The following is a 20131-nucleotide window of genomic DNA, read 5'->3' as shown; positions in this document are numbered from 1 at the left end:
TCCCCCTTGAGTGATTATATCCGTTCTTTTAAGTAGTATCCTGCCCTCCAAACAAAATGGTTTGAAAGTGGATTTGTCTTCTTTGGCCTGAAGACCATTCTAGTTTCTCTAGTTTCTGCATCGATTGATATCAGCCCTACATTAGATTGCTTAAAGGAGTTTAAATTTTTATATGCGTTATATATATATTTATTGTCCAACAATACATACGATTCATTTGAGAAAAGCCTGTTCCGATAGGCTTGGGTTAAAGCTTCCTCCCATCTACTAAGTTTCCCTTCAATTGAAACTAAATATTTATAATAGGGAGTTAAGCTCTCATTTTTTATGTAACAGTTCAAACTAGTTTCCTCTATTAATTTTTTTTCAGTTAAACTAGTTAAGTTCGCTAATAGTTTCTTTGGGGTTAGTCCCGTTCTTGTTTTCAATGTTTTAATTGATATCGGCTTTTTGTGATACAGAATACTAGAAATTAATATTTCGGTAGGATTAAGAGTCACTTTATTTTTAAATAAACAGGATCGTTCATCTATTTGAACTAGTAATATATCAGCTCTTCCTGAGCCAATTTCAAATTCTCTAGTTACTTTATAACCCTTTCTAAAGAATCTATTAAATCCAGTATCTAAAAAATTTTGAATCAATAATTCTTCACTTTCAAACCCTCTATCTGAATACTTAAAGGAATTACCTTTCATACTTTTAACACTACCCTCTGCTATTCCAAATTATATTTAATTTGGCTTTTAACAATATAATTAATTTAAAATTTTAATCACCTATATCCTATCATAAATTTTATTATAAGTTATCTCCCTTTCCAGATAATCTTATATTTCTTTCTGTAATAAAACTTAAATGAAGTATTAGATTCAAGGAACTTACATTGCTTATCCCCCCTTCCATAAAAATTTACAATTTACCCAGTTAAAAGGGTTTTATTTGGTCAATACACTTGTTTCTATTCCAATTCACTATCTAACATCCAAACTCTCTTAATAGGAATTTCTTTTTTAATTTCATCGCTAAGCTTTTCGTAATTCTCGAAGATTTGTTGAATAATGGTTTTGGAATCCCATAGACGAACCTTAAAAAATTGCTTAGGGATTTCTTTCGTAACAGATGATTTGAAACCACTCCATGAGACTAACAGACCAAAGTCTGCACTGTAATTACTCATTGTTCCTATCAATTGGTCTAATGTCGGTCTATCAAGAGGCGTGTCCGATGTTTTTACTTGAACGCAAATTTTTGGATTTCCAAAGCCAAGTGTATTGGAAGCTGCTAGTATATCTACACCGTGATCCGCACCTTCTGGACTTCTATACGTAGTAAATCCTTTTGCTTTCAAGATTTCCTCAACCAAATTCTCCATTTTATGTCCCTTAAATCGTTGAATAATCCTCTCAGAAATTTGGTCATAAATATATTCTTCTAAATCAATAGAAACCGTCTCTTCATTTTCCTCTACCAGTTCCTTCACATTCTTATTTTTTGGGACATACCAATTATTATTACGCATTTCTCTTATGCGTTCTTCTGCATTATTTCTATGTATTTTACAAACCGTCATAAAAGCACCTAGTGAATATAATATATCCTGATCAAAACGATCCCTTGGTATATCTTTTGCAATCCACTTTACATTACGATAATGGTAATAAGGACTTCCAAGTGATTCTTCGTAAACATAATCACCCGCGACCTCACCAATGTGTATTGTTCGGTTAAACTTTGAAGGTAAGATTACTAAATCCCCTTGCTTCATTGCGTGTGCAATTGGCCAAATTTGAGAAGCCCAGTTAATCGCTGTTTTTTCTTTATCTAAATCATAATGCTCGATTAATCGTTTATATAGAGTTTCCTTTGAATCGATTTCTTTTAAATCTATATTAAGGTCATCCCAAGTAAGATATACCCTCTCATCATCTAGAAACTTATTTTCGAATTCCCCTTGTTTTCCTGCACGAAATAACCAAACTGTCATAATAAAACTCCACCCTTTCCAAATATTAACAATAAAAATGTCAGTCATCCGCAAAAGTTTCCTCTCCTAACTTTTCCTAGAAATGACTGACATTCGATGTTCTTATATTTACATAAACCTCTTGTTTCGCGCTGTTATCCTATTCCTTTGCTTCAATTATATTTCACCTTCGAGTTTACTTTAGTTACAAATTCATCTTCAAATTTTCAGCCTGTTCCAACACTTCTTTATAGGCAGTATCCAATGAAACAGGAGGATATCCATTTTTAGCCAATAAAAGGATTAAATCTACTTGTAATTGAGCTTTAATATCTAATCGGGTATTCCAATCAGTATATTGAGATTTATCTTCTACTATTTTTTTAACCTCTCTTGAAAGTTGAATCAACTTTTCTTCAGGGTACTCAAATTCAAATGTGTTGCGGACATACTTTAAGACATCATAAAATGCCTTTTCTTCATAGTCAATTCCTAGTTTTTCAAATGAATTCTTTTCCTCTTTCAATTGTTGCATTAGCTCTGAAAGTTGCTCAGCCACTTCGTCTAGTACTTCTGAAGCAAAGGCTTCTTCCTTACGCCTGTCGTTATATGATGCTACTAGTCTTCTTAATCGTTCTTCAAACTCTACTCCTTTAATCCTGTTTACCTTCTTAAAGTTCTCTATAGATTGCCTTAATAACTGTTGAAGAATCTTAATCTTAGTATTTGGCTTTTCAATTGCGTTAATTCTAGCTAGATATTCATCACTAAAAATATCAATTTCGCTATTCTTGGTTTTTGTATCTTTTCCTATTTCATATATTTGTTCTACTCCATCTGAAATAATAGCAGCTTCAAGTAATTCCCTTACTTTAGCATTCATTTGTTGTAAATCAGGCGCTTTCCCTTTTGTAAGTTTGAATAAAACAGAACGAACTGCAGTATAAAAGGAAATATTATCCCGATCTTCCTTGTTAAATTTATCTGATGTACTACACAAATTAAACGCACTTTTTAATCTTTTGACTGAATACATGAATCTATTTTCTAACTGATCAGTGACTTGTATAAATTCGACTGCATCTTTCAATGCCTGCAATTGTTCAAGAGAATCCCCAAAAAAATATTTATATTTATTAAATTTATAAAAGATCTTATCTAGTACTTCTAATTCATCTCTAACAATTTTAATTGCCTGTGATATATCAGGTAATTCCTCAGTTTGATAGTTTGTATACTGTCGCATTGCTTCATTCAAGCTCTTCTTTATTCCAATGTAGTCAACAATTAATCCTCTCTCTTTACCTTTATAAACTCGATTTACTCGGGATATAGTTTGAATTAAAGTGTGCTTTTGGATTGGTTTATCAATATAAATAGTATCCAATGATGGTACATCGAACCCCGTTAACCACATATCCACAACAATAGCAATTTTAAAGTTTGAATTTACTTTCTTATATTCTTGAGCTAAATCACTTCTATATTTTGAATCTCCAAGCATATTATACAATTCTTTTTCATCATCTTTATTCCTTGTCATGACAAGTTTTACCATTTCAATTGCTTTCGTTTCTGAATTAGAGTCATCAAGTTTTTTAATAATAAACCACTCAGGGCGGATTTCTTTTAATATTTTATAAAATGAGTATGCAGTGTCTCTACTAGAAGAAACAAACATTGCCTTACCTTCAACGGTTGCACCTTCTTCCACTCGTTTTTCATAATGTCTGACAAAATCATCTGCAACTGCTCTAAGCCTATCTGGATCAGAAAGAATAACTTGAAGAGTGGCAACAGTTTTTTTGCTTTCTTCAATTTGATACTCATTTGCCCCTTGTTTCTCAGCTAATATATAATAATCCTCAATCTTTTGTAATCTACTTTCATCTAGGTTTACCTTTGCAGCACGCCCCTCATATATTAGATCAACTGTAATACCATCACGAACAGACTCTTTCATCGTATACGAATCAATTACTGGTCCAAATACATCAATAGTCGCGTCGACAGGAGTTCCTGTAAACCCAACAAACGTTGCATTTGGAAACCCATTGTGTAAATACCTTGCAAAACCATAGCTTTGTTTTACCCCAGAATCAGTAATTTTAGTTTTTTTATCCAAATTTGTTTGCGTTCGATGAGCTTCATCCGATATACAAATAATATTAGTACGCTCCGAGAGTAAGTTTGTATCTTCAGAGAACTTTTGAATTGTTGTTAAATAGACTCCTCCACTTTGACGCCCTGTCAACTCTTCCCGTAAATGTTGCCTAGATTTTACACTTAAAATAGTATCATCACCAATAAATCTCTTTGATTCAGCAAACATTTCACCCATCTGGTCATCTAAATCTGATCTATCGGTTATTATTAATACAGTTGGATTACTCATATAGCTATCTTGCATCAATAACCTAGTTAAAAATAACATTGTATAACTTTTACCAGATCCAGTTGCCCCGAAATAAGTACCACCTTTTCCATCTCCATTAGGTTTCATATGACTTTTAATATTATTAAATAATTTATTTGCTGCAAAAAATTGTGGGTAACGAACCACTATTTTATCTTCCTTTTGGGAGTCGTCTGGGAAATAGATAAAATCTTTTAAAACTGCAAGCAATCGCTCCTTATCAAATAAGCCCTCAACCATTGTGAATAATGAATCTAAACCATCTACCTCTTTAGAGTTCTCGTCAATTCTTCTCCAAGCATAAAAATATTCTAAAGGAGCAAAAATTGATCCATATTTATTGTTTACACCATCACTAATAACTGTGAATGCATTGTATTTTAACAGTTCTGGGATCCCTCTTCTATAGCGAATTGCAACTTGATTGTAAGCATCTGTAATAGTTGTATCTTCTTTTATTGCAGACTTAAATTCCCAAACAATAAGCGGTAGGCCATTAATAAAAATTAAAAGGTCAGGACGCCTTGTTTCTTCAGGACCTTTAATCGTAAATTGATTAACAACACGCCACTTATTGTTTTCAGGATTTTCGAAATCAATTAATGAAACCACAAAACCTTTATCTTCTTGATTTTCTCTATTTAAAATAAATCCATCAGAAATCTTCGTCATAATCTCACGGTTTCCATCATATAAAGGATAGGGCGACAGGGTAGTTAAAGATGACACAATACGATTAATTTCTAATTCAGTAATATCAACTGATTGATACTTTTCAGCCAAGAAATCCTTTAAGTCTTGCTCTAAAAGGACTGTTTTATAATTCCTAGTAATGGTTGATCCTAGTGAATATTCATATCCTTGTTTCTCTAATAATTTTATAATAGAATCTTCTAATCGTGCTTCATCAAAACTTACCAATTCATCCCCTCCTAATAATTTAACTGCTTCATCTCTTCTACTACCCCACGCATTAATATGGGTGCTAAATCTTTAATTTGCCTTTCAAGTTCTTCAACGAGCTTCATTCTACCTTCCAAAATATGGTGAATCTTAATTATAGCTTGTTGTTCTTCAATGGAAGGGAGTGGGATTTCTACATCACACATATCCTCCCAGTTAAATACCTCTCTAGCACTACCTAAAGAGTGATAACGTGAATATCTATCAAACTCCGCTCTATTAAACCAAAGATATAGAAATTCTGGTAATAACTTTTGTTTATTTATCACTTTAAAGACGACGTACGTACTCGATACTAACTTTTCAGATCCATTATTTAAGGCAATAGATATTTTATTGCCATTTCTTGAAGTTACTGTAACAAATGCAAATGAATCCTTCTCAACAACCTTATATCCACCTAAGTTTACATTACTCATATTAGCCTTAGTTTCGATAAGAACTTTATTGTTTGAAATTCCCTTTACTGCATTAACTTCCAATGGTTCTGGTAGATCCCTATTTCTTAAATCACTTTGTTCAACATAGCTGCCAATTTTCACATATGGTTTAGTCTTCTTGATCCCATCAATATAGGAATCCGTAATGATTTTTAAGTCATTTAGACTAGAATGAACATATTCTTTATTCAACTTTATAGAAGTGTATAATTTAACAATTCTCTTCTGCTCACTAATTGGTATTATAGGAATTTTGATTTCACATAAACGTTCCCATTCCAACCCGCCACGAACACTACTATCACATTTAAACCATGCCAACCTATCATTCTCTGGCCTTAGAAAATTAATCAATAAGTACTCTGGTAGGACTACATCCGTATCCTTAATCTCAAAAACGCTATATGCCGGGGAGACAATTATAGGTTTTTTTTCTTTATTCAATGCGATTGGTAGTCTTTCATCTCTCATAACATGCATTAAATTACAAGCAAACTGATTGTATTTTACAATCTTATACTTTGATAAATCTAAATTTGTTGTATTTGCAACTGAAGGCATAAATTCTTTATTAATGTTTACACCTCTCAAATCATCAACAGTAAATTTATTGAGTTTGTTTTTATTATCAACTAGTTGTATAAATTCACCAATTTCTCTATAATCTAACTTCATAACCTAATCCCTCAAATGCCTCTATTATTGCTTGCTGTGATTCCTTCTCTTTCTTTATTAAGTTAGCAACCTCTCCCTGTATTCTTGACATTTCATTTTTATAGTCTAATCCTGTATCACGATCAACAAATTTTATATATTTGCTTGGTGCCAATGAATAGTCGTTAGATTTAATCTCTTCCATTCTCGCTGAATAACATAACTCAGGTATATCCTGATAGTCAGTCCCCTTTTTCCAATTATGATAAATTTCCGTGGCCCTATTGATTTCTTCATTAGTTAATTCTATAAACTTTTTCTCGTATTCAACCCCCCATGTTCTTAGATCCATAAACAAGACCTCATCTCTATGGTCACGAATTTCTTTTTCCTCACCATTAATCTTTGACTTTTGAGAACCTTTATCTTTATTTATTATCCACAGAGTAACACTAATATCTGTGCTATAAAACATATCTCTTGGTAAGACTATAATAGCTTCAACTAAATTATTTTCTATTAAATTTTTCCGAATTTTATATTCCACTCCACCTGCATTTAGCGCACCATTAGCTAGTAAGAAACCAGCAATACCGTTACTTGATAATTTAGATACAATATTTAATATCCAAGCATAATTAGCATTACTTACTGGAGGAACATCATAACCTTGCCAACGTTCATCTTTTAAAAGTTCTTTTTCTCCCCGCCATGACTTTAAGTTAAATGGTGGATTTGCCATTATATAGTCTGCTTTTAGATCCTTATGAAGATCTTTTGCGAACGTATCTGCAGGCTCATCCCCTAAGTTCGCACCAATACCACGTAAAGCAAGGTTCATTTTAGCCAATTTAAAAGTTTCCCTATTTTGTTCTTGTCCATAAATGGATACGTTCTTTTTATTTCCATTATGGCTTTCAATAAACTTCATTGATTGAACAAACATCCCTCCAGACCCACAGCAAGGATCATAGACAATTCCTGAATATGGTTCAATCATATTTGCAATTAAATTGACTATACTTTTAGGCGTATAAAATTCGCCCTTTTTCCCTCCATCAATTGAAAACTTTTGTAAGAAATATTCATAAACTCGACCAATTAAATCAATTTCTGAATTTTTTTGAGTATCAATTCTATTTATTGCATCAAGTAACGATGATAATTTGGATCTTTCTATACCTAAGTTGGAATAAAAATTATTGTCCGGTAGCGCACCCTTTAAAGATTCATTGGAACTTTCAATATCACTCAAAGCTTTATCAATTTTAATAGCTATATCGTTTTGTTTTGCATTTGCAATAATATAACTCCAACGAGATTCTTTAGGAAGATAAAAAACATTGTCTTGTGTGTAAAAAGCAGGAATGTCAATGAATGCTTCTTGCCCTTTGTCTATCAATTCTTGTCGTTGTTTCTCAAACTTATCACTAATAAATTTTAAAAAGATTAAACCTAGAACCACGTTTTTATAATATGCAGCATCAACTGTGCCACGTAACTTAACTGCTGTATCCCATAACTGCGCCTCTATCGATTTTTCCTCTTTAACTTTTTTTGTAGTCATAATAATCTCCTTATCTTTTAGTAGAATTTATAATTATTTATTTTCATTAATATAGTAAATTTTCGCATAAGTTCCAGAACACATTTACTTATACATCATTTTTAAACTACACTTTAAGATGGTAAATCGTTGTGAGTCAGCCCATAAAATTTTGTAAATGAGCTGACTTGGCTTCATTAATCTAAATTCTCGATTACCATATCAATTCCCATCTTAGTATAAGCACTTAATTTTCCATGTTTTAATACTTCATTTGCTTGTTGGAGCAATCCCATATATTTCAGTTCAGCATCTTTTACTGTCTGTACTATTTTCTCTTGATCATTTAAATCAATGTCAGGAAACTCAATATCCTCAATGTCCCGCGTTGTTAATGCTTTTACAGTTCCACCTTTTTTCATTCCCTCAATGAGAGCCACACCAACTGGACTATCAAGGAAAACTTTAATGTACTCCGGCTTATATGCCTTATCCTTAATTCTAATTCTTATAAACATATTAGATAGTACTAAAGATTCATTATGGTCGGGAACGATTGCCACTTTATAAGCCGTTCCACGACTAGCAATAATAATGTCACCAATCTCAACCAGATAACGTTCAGCATTTTTAACTGGGATTACTTCAATACCTTCTAAGTCTATTTTACCATCTTCTACATCCTTTAGTTGGATAACCTTATATCCTTTTTGGCCTTCTTTAATTGTATTCTTAGCTGGTAAGTTAACTCCGCGCGATAATTGGGCTATTTCTTTTAAAGTCCTCTTATTTTTAACCTTTTCATCATATACAGCTTTATTTATAATGACATCACCAAATTGGGTTTCCACGGTTTGGCTTGTAAAATAGTGATTTGGATTTAAATTAAATTCATTCTCTATAATCTCCGACAGGTTAGCAATTTTCACATCTTCTGTATCTGTTGAAGATTGTTCGTACATAGCAACAATTGTTTCAATATTGTTTTGTGTTAAATAATGTTGTGACCGTCCCTTGCTTGTAGACTGTTCTTCAGCATTTATAAACAAAACTTGCTGATTTCTACTTGAGTGCTTCTTATTATTTAATACTAGTAGCACAGTTTGAATCGTTGTATACGAGAAGAGTTTATTTGGTAATAATACAATAGCCTCGATAATATCATTGTTGACAATATATTCTCTAAATGCCCTTTCAGCATGAGAGATTCTTGATAATACTCCTACAGGAACTATTACAGCAGCTTTTCCTGTTTCATTCATAGATGCAACTGTATGTTGTAAAAACGCTAGATCACCATGCATTCTACTGATTTTTCCCATTCTACCGCTAAAACGACCATAAGGATCATAATCCATCATTTGTATATTGTTTAATTTCAAACCAAAGGGCTGATTCATCGCAATATAATCAAACTGCATTAAGTTACTATCATTTTCTATAAATGCGGGAGAGAACAATGTATCACCTTTTGCTATTTGAAATTTTGATAAATCTATTCCATTTACAATTGCATTCATGTAAGCTAGAGCAACATTTGATTCATTTATCTCTTGCCCATACATTGAAATGTCATTATTGAAACGATAAGCTTCAATTAACGATCCCCCAATTCCTGCTGCTCCATCGTACAAACTGCCATTAGAAGGTTTTAATATTCGTATCATAAGTCTATTTAATCCTTCTGGTGTTATAGATGTTCCTAACTCTTTTCCATCACTTTCCATTAGTCGTTGTATGAGATGTAAGAAATATTGACCAGTTAATTTTGCATCTTGAAACTCTTCTATTGTTAAAGAACTTTGGTCCATAATCATTAGGCAATCATACAGTACATGGTCTCCTATCTTTGAAAGAGAAAAACTACTTAGCAGATCTAGATTAAACTCATTGTTATGCGCAATCTTATGAAATAACTCATCAATCAGATTTCCTATATTATAGTGAGAAGAACTGATTCTTTCCCACGACATATCATCTGGTATAGTTATTGAATGACTTTTATTTACTAACAAGAATTTTGCTGTAAAAATTCTACTTCCTACTTCATGGTATTGATAAGACTCTACCTCTCCTCTAAGTCGTTCGCCAATTGCCCTACTTGTTTTATTTGCTCTTAACTCAATGTTATCCATCAAAGCAACAACTCCTCATTAATGTATTAAATTTATTCTAATAAGGTATTTCAAATTCCTTTTAATTATCTTTTAATAAAAAGCCACGTTCTCGTGGACAGCATTTATAACACTAGAAATTCCTTTACTACGGTGATAAACCACTTTAATTCCAAATTTATCTGCAACATCTTTAACTGCATACATTGTACCATGAGATACAGCTGATAGTATAACTATAACACATTCAACATCTTTTAATAAGTTGCTGAAGTAATTTTTGGTCCTCTTCCTTTTTATTCTTCCATCATGATATTTTAACTCAAAATTTAATGTCTTTAACTTGTCCTCGTATCCTTTTTTATTATCACCACCAATAATGGCAACCTTTTTCATATTTACTCACTCCATCTCTTAAATTTCTAATTCCCTAGTAACATTTAAATACGTAGTAATCTGTTGACGTTTACTACTTAATAGGTCTGCTAGTAACTTAACGTCTGATTGTGTTACCTTTGCTATTCTACTAATGTGTTGTTTTCTCGTATTACCTTCTCTGTTGACATTCTTTTTCAGGACTGTCTCAAATTTTACTAATTTCCCTCTAGGAGTGATCCTAAAGTTATTCAATCCCATTATGCTTAAAAGCGTATTGAACTTTACTACTTTCTTTTCATGGTTAACAAATTTAACAATTGGTGCAAATATTGCTCTTGAATCTATTTCTACAGTTTCAACAACAAACCCAATTTCCCCAAATACTTCTGAAAGGTATTTTAAATTCCTTTTTTGTTCCTCCAAAAGTAAATCACGTTGAAACATACTTTGATTATTTGTCGCTACTCTACTTCTTTCTGCAACTGTTCTATTCATAATAGAAACCCTCCCAATGTTTTATAAAGTTTTAACTTCATTTTTCTGTCTAAAATAGTTATATCATAAATCATCAATACTTGTAAAGGGTATTTGTAATTCCTTTTTAAATTTTTATTTATTCCTTTTTCAAATGTGAAAAAAGAGAAGGCAAACATCTAATGTCGGATTGCCTTCTCTGTCTACTATTAGAATAGAACTACTCAAACTGATTTTTAATTTCAATTACAATTCACGTAGGTTATTATGCAAAAAAGTATTAACTCCATAATCAACTGTAATAATACGGATTTTATATTCTTCTCGTAGTTTTTCGATTATAAAAGATAGATAATCGGAATTTCTTGAAATTCGTGATGGATCGCTCACTATAATCGCATCGATTTTTTCTTGTTGTGCATCTTCAATCATTTTAATAAAATTTTTATTAATATTGCTTCCTAAACCAATATCCGCATAAACAGAATCTAAGTACCAATTGTTTTGAACAATAAAATCCTCGATTATTCCTGTCTGTTTTTGTAAAGAATCCTCTTTATTTTTTCCATTACTAGTTCGAACATAAGCAAAATATTTCATATTTTGTTTCTCTCCTCAAAAATTTATTTGTTATTAAAATATACTTCATCGACTTGTGTAAAACATTGTATCCTCGTTTTTTGATATTTGAAGAGGATACCAAAAAGTTTTTTAATATTTTTAGACGATAATTTAACCATATTCTCTAGATCCGAAATTATCTTCTTGCTCACTAATACATAAGCATCATACTTGTTATTGATAAAATTGAATTCTATCCTTTTTATCTTTCAATTTGAAAAACATCATGAAATTCTAAACCTAATTGATTTGATATTTTCTTTGCAACCGCTGGGCTAGGGTTTTTCTTATGATTAACAATTTGGTTAAAGTAATTTTCACTTAATCCGGTATGTCTCGAAAACTCTCGTTGAGAAAATCCTTTTTCAATTAACATTGCTCGTAGTTTATCGGAATCTTTAACAATGATTTTCATGTTTTAATTTTCCCCTCCTTTTGTTAAATGCGTGTTCTTCAAGATAAATAAAAAGAGAAAACCACCTTTAAAAGACTGCAGCATAAACACAACGCTGTCACTCTATAAAAATGGGGTTTTCCCTTTTTAGATCTATATTCAATTCTACTTTTTTACTGTTACAACTATATTCTAACAATCTTTTTCTATATTTTAAGGATCGAACACATTTATCCACTTCATTTTAAAAACATCTTTGCCAATTCATCATTTTCCTGTTTAGATATTATTTCTCTTACACTCTCTTCGGGCATAACAACTTGGAATGTCATCTTTTCAATACGGCTCTTTATCCTCCCAGCAGGATACTTCTTTTGGAGTGACTGTATCGGCATATTAGATGTGATAATAGTCGGTCTTTTGTAACTCATTCGCTCATCTAAGATTTGCGTCAAAACCTCCTCCGACCAATCTGTTGTTTTCTCAACACCTAAATCATCCATTAACAATACTGGAGCTTGCTTAAATGATTCCATTAAATTATAAAAGTTTCTGTTAGGATCTTTAATAGAAAATGAATGCTTCATCTCATTTAGCATATTTACTACCGAAATATACATTGGCTTGATCTGATACTTGATGATGAGTTCGTTGGTGATTGCAATTGACAGAAGCGTTTTACCAGATCCTTTTACATTACTATAAAAGTATAATCCTTTGCTCATGTCCTCCAACTCTGGATATTGTTCTACATAGCGTGTTGCAATTTTCTTAGCATATTGCGCTACTCTACCATTATCGTTTATCTGATAGATTTTTGTATCGAAATCTTGGATTCTTTTATTTAAATATTCATCTGGTATTCTAGCAGTCTTAATTTTACGCAACAGTTCTTTGTATTCTCTGCATTTACACATCATCATATATTCATATCCATTTTCCTTAATAACATGAATCAGTCCAGATCCATCACATTCTCTGTACATACAATCATCTGTCGCCTTAGTTAATCTCCCCGGCATTTTGTTTAATGGCTGAACTGAATCGTTGGAAATACTCGTCTTGGGCAATATATCCTGTAGTTTGTTCATCCTCAATAACCTCCTGTTGGTATTTATAAGCTTGATCAAAAATGTAATTTGCTACATATTGGAATGTCCGGATATTATCTAACTTGTGTTTCGGTTTAAAGTTATTGAAACAATCCTTTATCCAACCAATAACTCGATGAGTCTCCCAGTTTTCGTCTACAACATCCCTAATCGCTTTTTGATCATTAAGCGATAACTGCTTGTTTTTGCTAAGACCCAAGTAGGTGTTACTAATTAATTCAAATTGATTTGTATCATAAATGTCAATTTCATCTTCAATCCATTCATTTGGCGAAGAAGTCTCTGAATTAATTTTTGGAGTAATCTCTGTAGTAATCTCTGGTATTGCTGTGCAATCATTGGGCTTCGAATCATCTTTTTCTACATTCGGAGGAATCGTTTGTTTGCTCGAAGTATCATTTTCTTTAATTCGTAATAACTGTTTGTACTCATTTATCGGATATCCCAAATTGCTTAAATCTAAGATGACTTTCACCAAGTTCACACGATATTGTAATGTCTTATCCCACTTATACCGAGGGTTGTTTCTTCTTTTAACAAAATCTTTTTCTACTATTTTACCTAGATACTTTCGAATCGTATTCGCCGATACACCAAGCATCACTTCATCCGCCAACTCATCAGCTTTCTTGTAAATCCAACCGTGTTTAAAAGACCCTTTATATGCTGAGTCATTATATAGATGTTCTCTTTCCTCAGCCTTATATTGTTCAGCATCTTTCATACGATCTATCCAGTAAATTAATTGACCTAAGATTACAGCTTCTTCCATGCTGCTTGTTAATGCCACCAAATCTTCTCTAATGACAGCCTTTTTTATTTTTCGCAATTTAATACTCTCACCTCTTACTAAATATATTTTCTAACCTAGTTTGAATTTTGTTTTCCGAATATCATCTCCTTGTCTACGTCTGCCATTTGAATTTTTCAAATAAAAAAGAGAAAAACCCAAGACAGACGTAGCAAAATCTATACACAAATATATGTGCATATTTCACTACTTCCTCTTGGGTTTTTCCCTTATTGTTGAGAAAGTCGTTCAAATTATTTATTTGACTATCATTATACAACTATGATTTTATTTTGCAAGTATTTTTTTACATTTCTTTTATTAGTAACCACAATTTTTGATTTTATATGTTTTCTTTCATAGAACTAGAAATATCCAAATTTGAAAGTACACTATTTAAAAGATCACTTCCTCAAAACAATCAACTACCCAAGTAATGTAGGTTAATCTTTTCAATATAGCATTCCAATCTCATTACTTGTAGGAAGTGTATTACTTGTAGAATTAGCACGGTCTAAGCTGACATATTGAGGCCAAACAATAGTAGGTAGATAGGAGGAATAAAAAGAGTTCTACAATAGAAAAAATATTCACCCCAAAATTTGAAAGGAGAGAGATTATGCCTGATAGGATAATATTAAAGAAAAATGCCAAACAACGATTAGAATTATCTAAAACTGACTTACAACTTTTAGCTTTTCTAGAACAACAAAGGATGTTAACAATGCAGCAACTATATCAAGTTGCTACAAAAATATTTGAAATTAGAATAAAGGAATACAGTTTTAAAAACCGAATTCGTAAATTCGAAGATTACTACTTGATCCGTGGTTATAATTATAGTGAGGGATTTGATGGAGAACGATTTAAATATTTATGTATAGGTAGTAAGGGTATTGATTTGCTTATTAAATATAATTTATTAGACCAATCCTATAATAAATCAAAAATCTACAAGTTTAACCAAAAGAAGAATTTGATGCACTTTTTAGCTACTCAGCAGGCAGCCATTAACATATTGAACAGTCTTCATGCCAAAGTCATTAAGGGTGAGGCCTCAAATGAAATTAAATATACTGGCTTTTATGATATAACTTTATTTTCCCATTCACCATCGGTCTTTCAATACACTGAATGGATACGGAAAGAGAAAAATTTGCATCGCCATAATAAAGGCGCTTATCATTCTTATATAGCAAAACACATGAATGGAAACTCTAGTACATTTGGTAAAACGATGACCTTTGTAAAACCCGATTGGATCATTGAGTTACAATCGAAAAAAGCTAAAAATGCCTATATTAATATTGAGTTGGATATGGGGACTGAACCCATCGAAACATTGATAGAAAAAGTCTTTAAATATGCAATTTTAGCTGAGAGAAATAAAGAGGAACTTCATATCATGGACCTTGTTATCGCAGATAGTAGTTTCTCTAACCGCTCTAAACTTACGAACGGTATAAAAAGAGGGGATAATATTATTAAGAGATTTGTCGCAGATCCCGCAATAAAGAAAAGATTAGATGAATCCGGATTGATGCTCATTATTCATCCGTTAAGAGACAATGAGAAGGCAATTGATAACGTACTAACAAGGTTTTAAACCCCACCAGTCATTCATTTCGAATGACTGCATACATAATAAACTACAATTATTCTGAATAGATTACAATATACGTTACCATTAATAGAAACCACGTTTAACCTCTGAAATATCAATACTTGTCTCATCCTAATCTTCTTTATTTTCTTCACCATTTTCCTATTCGTTACGAATATTAGTAACCATTATCCTAAGTAATAAACTTATACATTAACTTTCCACACTATAAATTGCGATTATCATACGATTGGTAACCAATAATGGATACCATGACTGACATTCGCTGTTCCAGTATTTTCTCTAACTTATATGTTCTTTTCTTCTTCCTAGTATCTATTATTAGTTACCTTTAATTGTTACCATATCTTATTTGACAAGGCGTCGAGGGAATAAAAGTCATAACAGTGCTGCTAGATGCTTAGGCTATCCATTTTAAAAGGGGAGAACACTTCTTTTCTATTCAGAAATTAAACGGTAAACACTATTAGTAACTTGGGAAAGGAAAAAAATAACTACTGTGACTTCTCCTTTTGGCTTTAACAATTAATTATTTCCATAAAACTAGGCTGTTTTCTTATTCCCCCTTCGAATAAGAAATAGAAGAAAGTATAATATTTCAAATATCTAAGGAGGAAAGATAGCTAAAATTGTCAACCTAATGCAAATATGTCATTCATTTTACATTAAAATCACTGCATCAAAAACAAATGGAAAGGAAGCTTTGTAATGGAACTAAGTCAAAATATGCAAAAGGAACTCTATGAAGAAATGCTCAATGTTAACGAGGATAATATAGAAGGTGAATTCTTTGCCTCATCAATAGAAGATTTGAAAAGTCAAGTCATCGAGTTCTTGATGATAGATTTAAAATACGATCCAATTGATTTGGAAGATATAGATTTGGATATCCGCTGGAAAGGGGAAGGGTTATACTCTTTCTGGGGGCATTATTTTACTGACACTCATTTATTAGCCCACATTGCTGAGATATTTGAGACTGAAACAGAAGTTCATCCTTCCATTTTCCTTGGAAACCAAACACTAATCAAACATGAACGAAGCAAGTGGTACGACATCGGTAACTTTGTGTATGTCATTTGGAATAATCAATTTGAGTTAGTGGATGTTGTCTATAGCGATGAGGAGGAAACAATGTTTAATAAAAGACGTGGCGGCTATTTTATTACTGAATTACGTGAGTTAGATAACTATCGTTTTTATGATTTTTTAAGACAGTATGAGAAAAAATCATTGATGGGCATTTTATAACACTACATCAATCTTGGTGTATGGAATTCACATAATAGTTCTGAAAAAAGGGCAGAGAGAAACAAAAAGACTTTCCAGAGGAAGGTCATCCGTAAAACATCGACCAATACAGTCTTATGCAAAATAGAATCTTTAAAGTTCAACTAGAATATTAGCCACAATTAGTAACCAGTTATAGGAATAGAAAGGTTGCTCCTGTTTCTTTAAACAGGGGTAACATCTTATTAATTTCTATTTTACTAGATTATATAAAGGCATATATTTAGTAGATTTAGGAGAGTCCCTTATGTAGCAAATCTTAAAGCCGTTGGCCGACCACTCTCTTCATTCTTTTATTACGTATAACAGGATCACTTGATAACCCTTTACATAAATCCCGTACTGAAGCTACTTTTTACATAAGAGCAGTCCAAGAGCTTAACTTTTATATGACTCTTTCATCTAGAATCCTATCTTCAATCATCTTCATAAACTGAATAACTAAAATCTATATAATCCTCAAGTCTTGTATTTTCAGTCTGGTTCATCCCCCAGCCATATCGCTGGTAATTCTTCCCTCCATCTACAAATATAGCTCCACAACTACATCTTTTAAAGTCATAACTGTGTTTTGATTCGATAATATCGTCGCACTTTTTACAACGAACCTTGTTTATTAATACCCTTTTCACTTAGTATCATTCCTTTCCACCTAGAAGAAGTTTATTTGATTTCATTCAATTCAAACATGAAGTTGAAGATATGCTGGGCGTAAAAATTGATGTCGTCACAGAAAATTTCCTTCATTGGAGTATAAAGCAAGATGTATTAGCTGAAGCCGTTAAACTATAAAATGATGCATTGAATGATAAAATATATCATAATGTCTAGAATCGATGGACTTAAAACCACTTACACTTTCTAATATTTAAATGCTCCCAAATTTTATTGTTATTTATATTGGCCAGTTGGATGCCCTAATTTTTCAATATCAACAAGTAAGTCAAGGTCGCTTTTTGGTCCATCCTCAAAATTTGCTACCGTACCAAATACCCGTACATTACCAATTCCATGCTTATCTGCAATTTTTAATATTAAATCACGTTTTTTTAAGAACATCACACAACACGGTACATCCCTCTGATCCGTATTTTATCTTCTAATGAGAATGTATTAGGATAATGATCACTAATTATCCTTTTTTTGATCATCAACTATCTTTTGCAAGAATGCTTCCCACTCTTTATCTTCTAAGTAGAAAAAGTCCAAATAAGAGGATTCAGTTTCATCTACAGATGACTCCTTTTCTATCATCATTCTTTGACCATATCCTTCGTTTTGCGAAGAATACATATATTGCAAGTTAGAGATTAATTGGTTAAATCGTAGGTCCGGTTGCTCTTCCCAAATCCTTTGTATGAGTGACATAATTCTATTTATTCGTTCTATCTCTCGGATTTTTCCACCTCTATTTTCTTCGGTATTAATTCTTTCAATTGTACCATCGTAATGTTCTTTAACCCATCCCTGTTCCGTTCTATATACAATAGCAGTCTTATGGACTTTTGCATCAATCCTTGCGCGTTCACCTGTCATCTTTGCCCACTTATCCACCCATTCAAACTTTCTCTTATTTTCTGTCATAAGATAACTCTATCCTTTCCTACTTTAATCTTAAAGCAATTATGTTATATCTCATTTCATTATCGACTTTTCTTATTTGCTAACAAGCTGAAAGTTAATTATTTAACGTTTAAGAAACTGTTTTAAACCGTTTAACCTTGTTCAACTAATTTCCCTTTATTTATATATTCGCTATATCCAATATCACCCTTATATAGATTACACTCAAGACAAGCACAAACACAGTTAAAAGGTGTACTAGCTCCATCTTTTGATTTAGGAACTTTGTGATCAATTGTATCACCGTATAAACCGCAGTAATGACAAGTATATCTATCTCGTTCTAATACAAATTGCCTTAATGATTTCCAATTGAAGAAATTATGAATTAATGTACTATGTACTATACCAGCCGCTCCTTCTTCCACTAGTTTCTTTGCTCTGTTATAGTTTATTATGTTTTCATATCTATAATTACTTGCACTACGCCCACGTATGGTGATTTCCTTAGACGCATCTAGAATAGATGTATCGAAACTATATTCTTGTTTTGGACCTAAAATTACCTCATGCCTACGATCTTTACAATCCCGACAAAATGATTTTCTCTTTGTTGGATTAGCCTTTCTTCCACCCTTAGCTTGAAATTCCTTTACATATTTAGTTTCTCTGCATATTTTACATTTCTTATACAGCCTGCAAGCATCACCTACACTGACACCCAATATAAACACCTCCAAGATAACGATACATTCAAACCGCTATCCAAAGAATAATAATTTCTAATGTCTTTAATTTAACCGTTTATGACCACTAACTGACCTGATAAGGAAATAGTCTATAAATCTTATAAGTTAATAGTTATAATAGCAGTAGTAAATAAAGTAAGAGCAAAATGAACGCAGGAGACAAGGACAATAGTTTAGGGAACAATTATGAACGGGGCATTCTATATTTTCGGTATGTAGAAAGGAATGGGGACAGAAGTAATGAAAAGACACGTTGTAATTGGCTTTGATGCTAGAGATCATGTTGCTATAGGTATAGTATTTGAGGATTTCAAAGAAGCAAAGGAATATCTTAATTATTTAAACACAGAAAAGATTGGACAAATAATTGGACAGGAAAATCGTCTTCTAGAATACACAGATATATTCGAAATGGATTATATTCCTTTAAAAAGGTAACTTGAGGATAATAGTCAGTAAATACTTCATACAATCCAAATCCTCCCAACGGAATCTTTTACAACAGGACTTTTTACATAAATTCCGTACCGATAATATGTGAAAATTCATATACGTACATGAATCATATCTCACAAAAAGAAGCTTCCAGTTGGAAACTCCTATATAATTAATACTTTACAGAGTATTTGCTATTATGTTCATGTTCTTTGATCCATTTTTTGTATCTGTCCATATTAGATAATGTAAAGCTGAAACGCTGGGCAGTGTTATGCGTTCGAAATTCATCCCAATTCCTCGTTATACATTCAAAAACCTTATCCATTCGGATACTTTTATTTCTATTAGTAGAGGCAACATAGTAACACGCAAAAAGAAATGTCAAATCTGCAAGGGGCATTGTTCCCTTTTTTGCTTCCACCATAATACTTCGGGGAATTATATAATACCCATATTGATGAACCAATCTTCTTGGAACTTCTTTGCCATCATCAATTATGTAATGGATTATATATTCACCACGATTGGTGCTTACTTCCTCATCTTCAAATAAAGCTTTTGGTATTTCAATCATTCCTGCTTTTTTAACCATTATTTTC

Annotated in this window: 20 protein-coding genes; 3 read left to right on the top strand and 17 right to left on the bottom strand. The window is 32.1% G+C overall.

What is annotated here, in order from left to right; genetic code table 11:
* Positions 1–14: 14 nt before the first annotated feature.
* The 12 genes from BN1242_RS03190 to BN1242_RS03135 all read right to left on the bottom strand — a co-directional run bounded on the left by BN1242_RS03190 (position 15) and on the right by BN1242_RS03135 (position 13907).
* A complete protein-coding gene (locus BN1242_RS03190; protein ID WP_062351201.1) occupies positions 15–698 on the bottom strand; it encodes a hypothetical protein in 684 nt (227 codons plus the stop codon).
* A 263-nt stretch (positions 699–961) separates the two neighbouring features.
* Positions 962–2035, bottom strand: a complete 1074-nt coding sequence (locus tag BN1242_RS03185) for a restriction endonuclease (protein ID WP_238985075.1) — start codon at positions 2033–2035, stop codon at positions 962–964.
* 136 nt (positions 2036–2171) lie between these two features.
* Complete coding sequence (locus tag BN1242_RS03180; RefSeq protein ID WP_062351198.1) at positions 2172–5303, bottom strand: type I restriction endonuclease subunit R; 3132 nt, start codon at positions 5301–5303, stop codon at positions 2172–2174.
* 11 nt (positions 5304–5314) lie between these two features.
* The gene (locus BN1242_RS03175) at positions 5315–6460 is read right to left on the bottom strand and encodes a restriction endonuclease subunit S (RefSeq protein WP_062351197.1); all 1146 of its coding nucleotides are present in this window, start codon (positions 6458–6460) and stop codon (positions 5315–5317) included.
* Entirely contained in the window at positions 6444–8006 is a 1563-nt protein-coding gene (locus tag BN1242_RS03170) for a type I restriction-modification system subunit M (protein ID WP_062351194.1), read from the bottom strand. The genes BN1242_RS03175 and BN1242_RS03170 overlap by 17 nt, the downstream gene beginning before the upstream one ends.
* A 176-nt stretch (positions 8007–8182) precedes the next feature.
* Positions 8183–10120, bottom strand: coding sequence for an N-6 DNA methylase (locus BN1242_RS03165; protein ID WP_062351191.1), 1938 nt, complete (start codon positions 10118–10120; stop codon positions 8183–8185).
* 72 nt (positions 10121–10192) lie between these two features.
* Positions 10193–10495: a DUF2325 domain-containing protein gene (locus BN1242_RS03160; RefSeq protein WP_062351188.1), complete on the bottom strand. Its 303-nt coding sequence runs from the start codon at positions 10493–10495 to the stop codon at positions 10193–10195.
* Positions 10496–10513: 18 nt separating this feature from the next.
* Entirely contained in the window at positions 10514–10972 is a 459-nt protein-coding gene (locus BN1242_RS03155) for a hypothetical protein (RefSeq protein ID WP_062351185.1), read from the bottom strand.
* A gap of 225 nt (positions 10973–11197) precedes the next feature.
* Positions 11198–11551 carry a recombinase family protein gene (locus BN1242_RS03150; RefSeq protein ID WP_062351182.1) on the bottom strand — a complete coding sequence of 118 codons (354 nt, stop codon included), beginning with the start codon at positions 11549–11551 and terminating at the stop codon, positions 11198–11200.
* 223 nt (positions 11552–11774) lie between these two features.
* On the bottom strand, positions 11775–11987 hold the full coding sequence (locus tag BN1242_RS03145) for a helix-turn-helix domain-containing protein (RefSeq protein WP_062351179.1): 213 nt from the start codon (positions 11985–11987) through the stop codon (positions 11775–11777).
* A gap of 218 nt (positions 11988–12205) precedes the next feature.
* Positions 12206–13057: an ATP-binding protein gene (locus tag BN1242_RS03140; RefSeq protein WP_062351177.1), complete on the bottom strand. Its 852-nt coding sequence runs from the start codon at positions 13055–13057 to the stop codon at positions 12206–12208.
* Positions 12969–13907: a hypothetical protein gene (locus tag BN1242_RS03135; RefSeq protein WP_062351174.1), complete on the bottom strand. Its 939-nt coding sequence runs from the start codon at positions 13905–13907 to the stop codon at positions 12969–12971. Before BN1242_RS03135 ends, BN1242_RS03140 begins: the two co-directional genes overlap by 89 nt.
* A 580-nt stretch (positions 13908–14487) precedes the next feature.
* Here BN1242_RS03135 and BN1242_RS03130 point away from each other — a divergent pair.
* A complete protein-coding gene (locus BN1242_RS03130) occupies positions 14488–15474 on the top strand; it encodes a replication-relaxation family protein (RefSeq protein ID WP_062351171.1) in 987 nt (328 codons plus the stop codon).
* Between the two features lie 726 nt (positions 15475–16200).
* Positions 16201–16743: a hypothetical protein gene (locus BN1242_RS03125; RefSeq protein WP_062351168.1), complete on the top strand. Its 543-nt coding sequence runs from the start codon at positions 16201–16203 to the stop codon at positions 16741–16743.
* A gap of 455 nt (positions 16744–17198) precedes the next feature.
* Here the strand turns inward: BN1242_RS03125 and BN1242_RS13880 are convergent, their stop codons facing one another.
* The 4 genes from BN1242_RS13880 to BN1242_RS13330 form a co-directional block, all read right to left on the bottom strand.
* On the bottom strand, positions 17199–17414 hold the full coding sequence (locus BN1242_RS13880) for a DUF7695 domain-containing protein (RefSeq protein ID WP_062351165.1): 216 nt from the start codon (positions 17412–17414) through the stop codon (positions 17199–17201).
* A 259-nt stretch (positions 17415–17673) separates the two neighbouring features.
* Entirely contained in the window at positions 17674–17844 is a 171-nt protein-coding gene (locus BN1242_RS13610) for a hypothetical protein (RefSeq protein ID WP_158661041.1), read from the bottom strand.
* Positions 17845–17910: 66 nt separating this feature from the next.
* Complete coding sequence (locus BN1242_RS13335; RefSeq protein WP_062351162.1) at positions 17911–18366, bottom strand: hypothetical protein; 456 nt, start codon at positions 18364–18366, stop codon at positions 17911–17913.
* 131 nt (positions 18367–18497) lie between these two features.
* Positions 18498–19070 (bottom strand): HNH endonuclease, encoded by a 573-nt coding sequence (locus BN1242_RS13330; protein WP_062351159.1) that lies wholly within the window; start codon positions 19068–19070, stop codon positions 18498–18500.
* A gap of 264 nt (positions 19071–19334) precedes the next feature.
* Between BN1242_RS13330 and BN1242_RS03105 the strand changes: the two genes are divergently transcribed.
* Positions 19335–19532 carry a hypothetical protein gene (locus BN1242_RS03105; RefSeq protein ID WP_062351156.1) on the top strand — a complete coding sequence of 66 codons (198 nt, stop codon included), beginning with the start codon at positions 19335–19337 and terminating at the stop codon, positions 19530–19532.
* A gap of 169 nt (positions 19533–19701) precedes the next feature.
* Here the strand turns inward: BN1242_RS03105 and BN1242_RS03100 are convergent, their stop codons facing one another.
* Positions 19702–20124, bottom strand: coding sequence for a hypothetical protein (locus BN1242_RS03100; RefSeq protein WP_062351153.1), 423 nt, complete (start codon positions 20122–20124; stop codon positions 19702–19704).
* Between the last annotated feature and the right edge of the window lie 7 nt (positions 20125–20131).

It is taken from the genome of Bacillus kwashiorkori (genome assembly GCF_001375515.1).
Lineage (GTDB): Bacteria > Bacillota > Bacilli > Bacillales > Caldibacillaceae > Bacillus_BK > Bacillus_BK kwashiorkori.
Note: the sequence above shows the minus strand (reverse complement) of the source record. Positions and strands in the feature narration are given on the sequence as shown.